The following is a 6,543-nucleotide window of genomic DNA, read 5'->3' as shown; positions in this document are numbered from 1 at the left end:
GGCGACCGGTGCGCGAACCCGGCCGCGGCGAGCAGGTCCGCCAGGCTCGACGCGCCCGGGCGCGCCGCCACCGGCCGCTCCCGTCTCGGCCACAGCCAGGGCGAGGCGACCAGGAGGAGCCCCGCCGCCAGCACCCCGCCCCAGAGGATCGTCATGGCGCCCGCCAGCGCAGCAGCGGCCGGGTGACGACCCGGCCGGCGTCGACCTCGCCGGTCACGTCGGCGATCTCCACGACCCGTCGCCGTCCGTCCGGCCCCATCGCGCAGTGCGCCACGAGATCGACGCCGGCGGCGATCGCCGGCACCACGAAATCGCGATCGATGTTGCGGCCCGCCAGCAGCGGCAGCGCCGCCAGCTTCACGAGCGCGTCGTCGGCGCTGCTGGCGTGGATGGACGCGGCGCACGGCACGCCCGTGTTCAGGGCCAGCAGGAGGTCCAGCGCCTCCGCATCGCGCACCTCGCCGACGACGATGCGGTCCGGGCGCATCCGCAGCGCCTCCTTCACGAGCCGTCGCAGCGTGACCTCCCCGGTGCCCTCCAGGCTGGGCTGCCGCCCCTGCAGGGCGACGATGTCGGGCGCGTCGACGGCGAGCTCGAACGTCTCCTCGACGGTGACGATGCGCTGCTCTCCCGCGCACGCGTGGATCAGGGCCGCCAGCAGCGTGGTCTTGCCCGCGTGGGTGGCGCCGGACACCAGGATGCTGCTCCCGGCGCGCATCGCCTCGGCCAGCGTCTCGGCGGCCGCCGCCGGCATCGACCCGGCATCGACGAGCTGGTCGAGGGTGCGATAGGCGGAGAGGAACTTGCGGATGTTGACCGCCCAGTGGTGCCGCGTGATTCCGGTGATGACGACGTGGAGGCGCGACCCGTCCGGCAACGAGGCGTCGACGAACGGCTGCGACAGATCGACGCGGCGACCGGTGGCGTGCAGCATCCGTTCGACCAGCTCCGACACCGCCGTGTCGGTCAGGACCAGCGGCAGCCTCTCGCGCCTGCCCGAGCGCGCGACGTAGACCCGGTCGGGACCGTTGAGCCAGATCTCCTCGATCGTCGGGTCGTCGAGATAGGGCTGCAGCGGGCCGTATCCGCCGACCGCGGCGAGCACGTCGCGTACGCAACCCGCCTCGTCGTCGATCGTCGCGCCGCCGCGCGCGAGCGCCGTGTCGTTGTGCCGCTGCACTTCGGCGCGCACCACCCGGGCGGCCGTCTCCGGATCGCGTGTCGGATCCGTGCCCTCGCGCCGCAGCCTTTCCCGCACGCGCTCGGTCAGCGCGGCGGGCGCGGCGACGACGGGGGCGAGCGACATGCCGGTCATCCTGACAACGGGCACGCGCTCGGCGCAGGAGTTATCCACAGCGCGTGCACGTGGTCGGGTGGTTCCCAGCCCGGCCCGGCACCGCTGGATAGACTGAGCGCACGCGCGGGAGTGGTGAAATCGGCAGACACGCAGGATTTAGGTTCCTGTGCCTTCGGGCGTGGGGGTTCGACTCCCCCCTTCCGCACGGCGACACAGCTCCCTCCCCGCCACCGACTCGAACGACGGGAATCCCACGTGCACTCTCTCAGCCTGCTGCCCTGGCTGGACCCGACCACCATCATCGGCGCCGCCGGACCCTGGGCCCTCCTGGTCGTGTGCCTCATCATCTTCGCCGAGACCGGGCTGCTGATCGGGTTCATCCTGCCCGGCGACACCCTGCTGATCATCTCCGGCCTGCTCACCCACACGAGCAACGTCTTCGGTCTGAACATCTGGGTCGTGGCGCTGCTGATCGCGCTCGCCGCGTTCGTCGGCGGCGAGGCGGGCTACTACATCGGTCACAAGGCCGGCCCCGCGATCTTCGAGCGCAAGGAGTCGGGACTGTTCAGCAGGAAGAACGTGGAGCGGACGAACGCGTTCTTCGAGCGCTTCGGCGGGATCACCGTGATCCTGGCCCGCTTCGTGCCCATCGTGCGCACGTTCGCCCCGGTCGCCGCGGGCGTCGGGCACATGCCGTGGCGCAGATACACCCTCTACAACCTCGCCGGCGCCGTGCTCTGGGGCTTCGGGCTGACCCTGGTCGGCTATGCGATCGCGTACATCCCCTGGGTGGCGGACTTCGTGACCTCGTACATCGACGTCATCCTGCTCGCCGTGGTCGTGCTGACCATCGGGGGCACCGCGTGGCACTACCTGCGCGAGCGTGCGAAGGCGAAGAGGCACGCCAGGACGCGCGACTGATCGCGATCAGGACGCCTTCGCGGACGTCTTCTTCGCCGAGCGCCCGGATCTCGCCGGCTTCGCCTTCGCGTCCCCGTCCCGCGCGGCACGGCTGCGCTCGACGCTCGCCCGCAGCGCGGCCATGAGGTCGATCACCTCGCCGCCGGCATCCGCCTCGCCCCGCTCCCCGAACGTCTCGGCGGTGTCGAGCGCGTCGCCCTTCTCCAGCTTCGCCTCGATGAGCGTGCGCAGCTCGGCCTGATACTCGTCGGTGAACTGCTCCGGGTCGAAGTCCGACGCGAAGCTGTCGACCAGGGCCGCCGACAGCTCCATCTCCTTGGCGGAGATCCGAACCTGCTCCGACAGCGACGGGAACGACACCTCCCGCACCTCGTCGGCCCACAGCAGCGTCTGCAGCACCAGCACGTCGCCGCGCACGCGGAGGGCGGCCAGCCGCGTCTTCTGCCGGAGCGAGAACCGGGCGATCGCGGTCCGGTCGGTCTGCTCTAGCGTGCGCCGCAGCAGCACGTACGCCTTCGGCGAGGACGAATCCGGCTCGAGGTAGTACGCCCGCTCGAACGTCAGCGGGTCGACCTGGTCGCTGGGGACGAACTCCACGACCTCGATCTCGCGGCTGCGCTCGGCCGGCAGCGACTCGAGGTCCTCCTTAGTGAGCACGACCGTGCGTTCGCCGTCGTCGTAGGCGCGATCGATGTCCTGGAACGGGACGACCTCGCCGTCCAGCTCGCAGACGCGCTGATACCGGATGCGGCCGCCGTCGGCCGCGTGCACCTGGTGCAGCGGCACGTCGTGGTCCTCGGTGGCGGAGTACACCTTGACCGGCACGTTCACGAGCCCGAACGTCAGCGCGCCCTTCCAGATCGATCTCATCGCACCAGTAGACACCGCGCTGTCCACCCCCGGGAAGGGGGTTGCCGCGCGCGGCTACCCTGATCGCATGGCCGGCGACGCTCAGACGGTGCGCATCGAGGGCCACACCCTGCGCCTCACGAACCTCGACAAGGTCCTGTACCCGGAGACCGGCACCACCAAGGCCGAGGTCATCGACTACTACAGCCGCGTCGCGCACGTTCTCGTCCCCCATGTCGCCGACCGTCCGGTCACCCGCAAGCGCTGGCCGGACGGCGTCGGCACCGAGGCCGATCCGCAGCCGCCGTTCTTCGCGAAGGACCTGGAGCGGGGGGCGCCGGAGTGGGTGCGGCGCATGCCGATCGCGCACTCGGCGGGCACGAAGCTGTATCCGCTGGTGGACGACACCGCGACCCTCGTCTATCTCGCCCAGGTCGCCAGTCTCGAGCTGCACGCGCCGCAGTGGCGGTTCACGGCCGACGGCGCCCGGGGCCCGGCTGACCGGCTCGTGCTGGATCTCGACCCCGGTCCCGGCGTGGGGCTGTCCGAATGCGCCCAGGTCGCCCGGTGGGCACGCGAGATCCTGACCGACATGGGGCTGGCGGCGCACCCGGTGACCAGCGGCAGCAAAGGCATTCACCTCTATGCCGGGCTCGCGGGCACGCAGAGCAGCGACGAGGTCGCCGCCGTCGCCCACGAGCTCGCGCGCGCGCTGGCGGCCGACCACCCCGACCTCGTCGTCAGTGCCATGTCGAAGGCGCTGCGCCCCGGTCGGGTGTTCATCGACTGGAGCCAGAACAACGGCGCGAAGACCACCATCACGCCGTACTCGCTGCGCGGCCGGGCCCAACCCACCGTCGCCGCTCCCCGCAGCTGGGAGGAGCTCGACGATCCCGGCCTGCGGCAGCTGCGGTTCGACGAGGTGCTGGACCGGGTGGCGCAGTCCGGTGATCCGCTGGCTCCGCTCGCCCAGCGGCGCGGCGCGCCGCTGGGCGCCTACATCGCCAAACGCACCGCCGGCGCGACCCCCGAGCCGGTCCCGAGCCATCCCGGCGCCGACACGCCGGGCGGCGCGCACCGGAGCTTCGTCATCCAGGAGCACCACGCCACCCGCCTGCACTGGGACTTCCGGCTCGAGCGCGACGGCGTCCTGGTCTCCTGGGCCGCGCCGCGCGGGGTGCCGCCGACCCCCGGCCGCAACAGCCTCGCCGTCATGACCGAGGACCACCCGCTGGCGTACGGCGCGTTCGAGGGCACCATCCCCCGCGGCCAGTACGGCGCCGGCAAGGTCTGGATCTGGGATGCCGGCACCTACGATCTCGAGAAGTGGCGCGACGACGAGATCATCGTGACGCTCCACGGCCGGCCGGACGGCCCACTCGGCGAGGTGCGGCTCGCCCTCATCCGCACGCGGGGCGAGGGTGAGAAGTCGTCGTGGCTGCTGCACCGGACCAAGACGGATGCCGCGGGGGCGCCGCAGCCGGACGGCTCCCCCGTCGTCGCGCACGCGAAGGACGAGCCCGCCCCGGCCCCGGGCCTGCGGCCCATGCTCGCCACCGCCGCCTCGACGGCGGAGGCGGAGCGTGCGGTCGCCCGCTGGCAGGAGCCGGCCTGGGCGGAGCTGAAGTGGGACGGCATCCGGGCGCTCGGCATCTGGGACGGCACCCGCCTGCAGCTTCGCACCCGCAACGGGAACGTGATCACCGACCGCTACCCGGAGCTGACCGAGGTCCCCCCGGGGCTCACGGGGGTCCCGGCGATCGTGGACGGGGAGATCGTGGCGCTCGACGCGTCCGGACGGCCGAGCTTCGCCGCGTTGCAGCAGCGGATGAACCTCGTGAACGGCCGCGAGATCGCGGCCGAGGCACGCCGCACACCGGTCCGCCTCTTCCTGTTCGACCTGCTCGCGTCGGACGGCGAGGACGTCACCTCGCTCCCGCTGCGGGAGCGTCGCGCGCTGCTGGAGCACGCCGCCGCCGACACGAGCGACGCGATCGCGACCCCGCCGGTCTTCGACGATCTGCGGGCCGCGCTGGAGACCGCCGACCGGCTCGATCTGGAGGGGGTGGTGGTCAAGAACCCGCGGGCCCCGTATCGGGTCGGTGATCGTTCCGGCGACTGGCTGAAGGTCAAGCGCACGAAGACGCAGGAGGTCGTGATCGGCGGCCTGCGTCCCGGCAAGGGCGGCCGCTCGGGCACCTTCGGCTCGCTCCTGCTCGGGCTCCCCGGCCCCGACGGCCTCCGGTACATCGGCCGGGTCGGGACCGGGTTCGACGACCGGACCCTTGCGACGCTGCTGCGGAGGCTGCAGCCGTTGCGCACCGCCGAGAGCCCTTTCGTCGACGTGCCGGACGCAGACGCCCGCGACGCGCTATGGGTCGAGCCGCGGCTGGTCGGCGAGGTCGAGTACGGCGAGTTCACGCCCGGCGGCATCCTGCGCCACAGCCGCTGGCGCGGCCTGCGGCCCGACAAGGACCCCGCCGAGGTCGTCCGGGAGTGAGCTCACTCGTGCGCGTCGTGCTCGACGTGTCCGGCGTGCTCGAGCTGAAAGGTCGAGTGCGCCACGTCGAAGTGCGTCGACAGACAGTTCTGCAGGTCGGCGAGGATGTCGCTGATCCGGCCGGTGCCGAAGGCCTCCTCGGCGACCACGACGTGCGCCGTGAACACCGGCGCCCCACGCGTCAGCTGCCATACGTGCAGGTCGTGCACCGCGACGACGCCGGCCGTGTCGAGGATATGGCGACGGATCTCCTCCACCTGCATGCCCGTGGGCGTCGCCTCGCTGAGCACGCCGAACACCTCGCGGAGCAGGCCGATCGCGCGGGGGACGATCATCGCCGCGATGAGCAGCGACACGACCGCGTCAGCCTGCACCCACCCCGTGGCCAGGATGACGATCGCCGCGACGATGACCGCCGCGGATCCCAGCAGGTCGCCCAGCACCTCGATGTACGCGCCGCGCACGTTGATGCTCGTGCGCTGGGCTGCGCTCAGCAGCCAGATCGCCGCCGCGTTCGCGACCAGTCCGAGGGCCGCGATGACCAGCATGAGGCCGCCCGCGACGTGCGTGTCGTCCGGATGCAGCAGGCGCACCACGGCCTCGATCGCGATCCAGACCGACAGCACGATCAGGAGGATGCCGTTCACCAGGGCCCCGAACACCTCGGCGCGCTGATAGCCGAACGTGCGGCGGTCGTCCGCCGGGCGAGCCGCCACGGCGGAGGCGAGCAGCGCGATGACGAGCGCCGCCGCGTCCATCAGCATGTGCACGGCATCCGCCAGCAGGGCCAGCGACCCCGACAGGATCGCCCCGACGACCTGCACGACGAACACGAGCGAGGTCAGGCACAGCGAGATCGTCAGCAGGCGCCGGTTCCCGGCGCCGCGGATGCCCGTCGCCGGCGCGTGATCGTGCATCAGGCCAGGCTATTGCCTGCGTCCGACCCGCTGCCGCGCTGCGGCGCAGTCGGGAATGA

The 6,543-nt window shown here is 72.1% G+C and carries 5 protein-coding genes and 1 tRNA gene; 3 read left to right on the top strand and 3 right to left on the bottom strand.

Features of this window, described 5'->3' with window-relative positions:
- Positions 1-151 precede the first annotated feature (151 nt).
- On the bottom strand, positions 152-1,306 hold the full coding sequence (locus tag QM626_RS00720; RefSeq protein ID WP_415072875.1) for a CpaF family protein: 1,155 nt from the start codon (positions 1,304-1,306) through the stop codon (positions 152-154).
- 114 nt (positions 1,307-1,420) lie between these two features.
- On the opposite strand from QM626_RS00720, the gene QM626_RS00715 reads away from it, so the two are divergent.
- Positions 1,421-1,502, top strand: a tRNA-Leu gene (locus tag QM626_RS00715).
- A 50-nt stretch (positions 1,503-1,552) separates the two neighbouring features.
- On the top strand, positions 1,553-2,218 hold the full coding sequence (locus QM626_RS00710; protein ID WP_415072873.1) for a DedA family protein: 666 nt from the start codon (positions 1,553-1,555) through the stop codon (positions 2,216-2,218).
- A 6-nt stretch (positions 2,219-2,224) separates the two neighbouring features.
- On the opposite strand, the gene QM626_RS00705 is transcribed toward QM626_RS00710, so the two are convergent.
- Positions 2,225-3,088 carry a Ku protein gene (locus tag QM626_RS00705; RefSeq protein WP_415072871.1) on the bottom strand — a complete coding sequence of 288 codons (864 nt, stop codon included), beginning with the start codon at positions 3,086-3,088 and terminating at the stop codon, positions 2,225-2,227.
- A gap of 67 nt (positions 3,089-3,155) precedes the next feature.
- On the opposite strand from QM626_RS00705, the gene QM626_RS00700 reads away from it, so the two are divergent.
- Complete coding sequence (locus QM626_RS00700) at positions 3,156-5,567, top strand: ATP-dependent DNA ligase (protein WP_415072869.1); 2,412 nt, start codon at positions 3,156-3,158, stop codon at positions 5,565-5,567.
- Between the two features lie 2 nt (positions 5,568-5,569).
- Here the strand turns inward: QM626_RS00700 and QM626_RS00695 are convergent, their stop codons facing one another.
- Positions 5,570-6,484, bottom strand: coding sequence for a cation diffusion facilitator family transporter (locus QM626_RS00695; protein WP_415072867.1), 915 nt, complete (start codon positions 6,482-6,484; stop codon positions 5,570-5,572).
- Positions 6,485-6,543 lie beyond the last annotated feature (59 nt).

This window comes from Microbacterium sp. (assembly GCF_047606385.1).
In the GTDB taxonomy this organism is placed as follows: domain Bacteria; phylum Actinomycetota; class Actinomycetes; order Actinomycetales; family Microbacteriaceae; genus Microbacterium.
The sequence above is the reverse complement of the archived record's forward strand: the minus strand, read 5'-3'. Positions and strand labels throughout refer to the sequence as shown.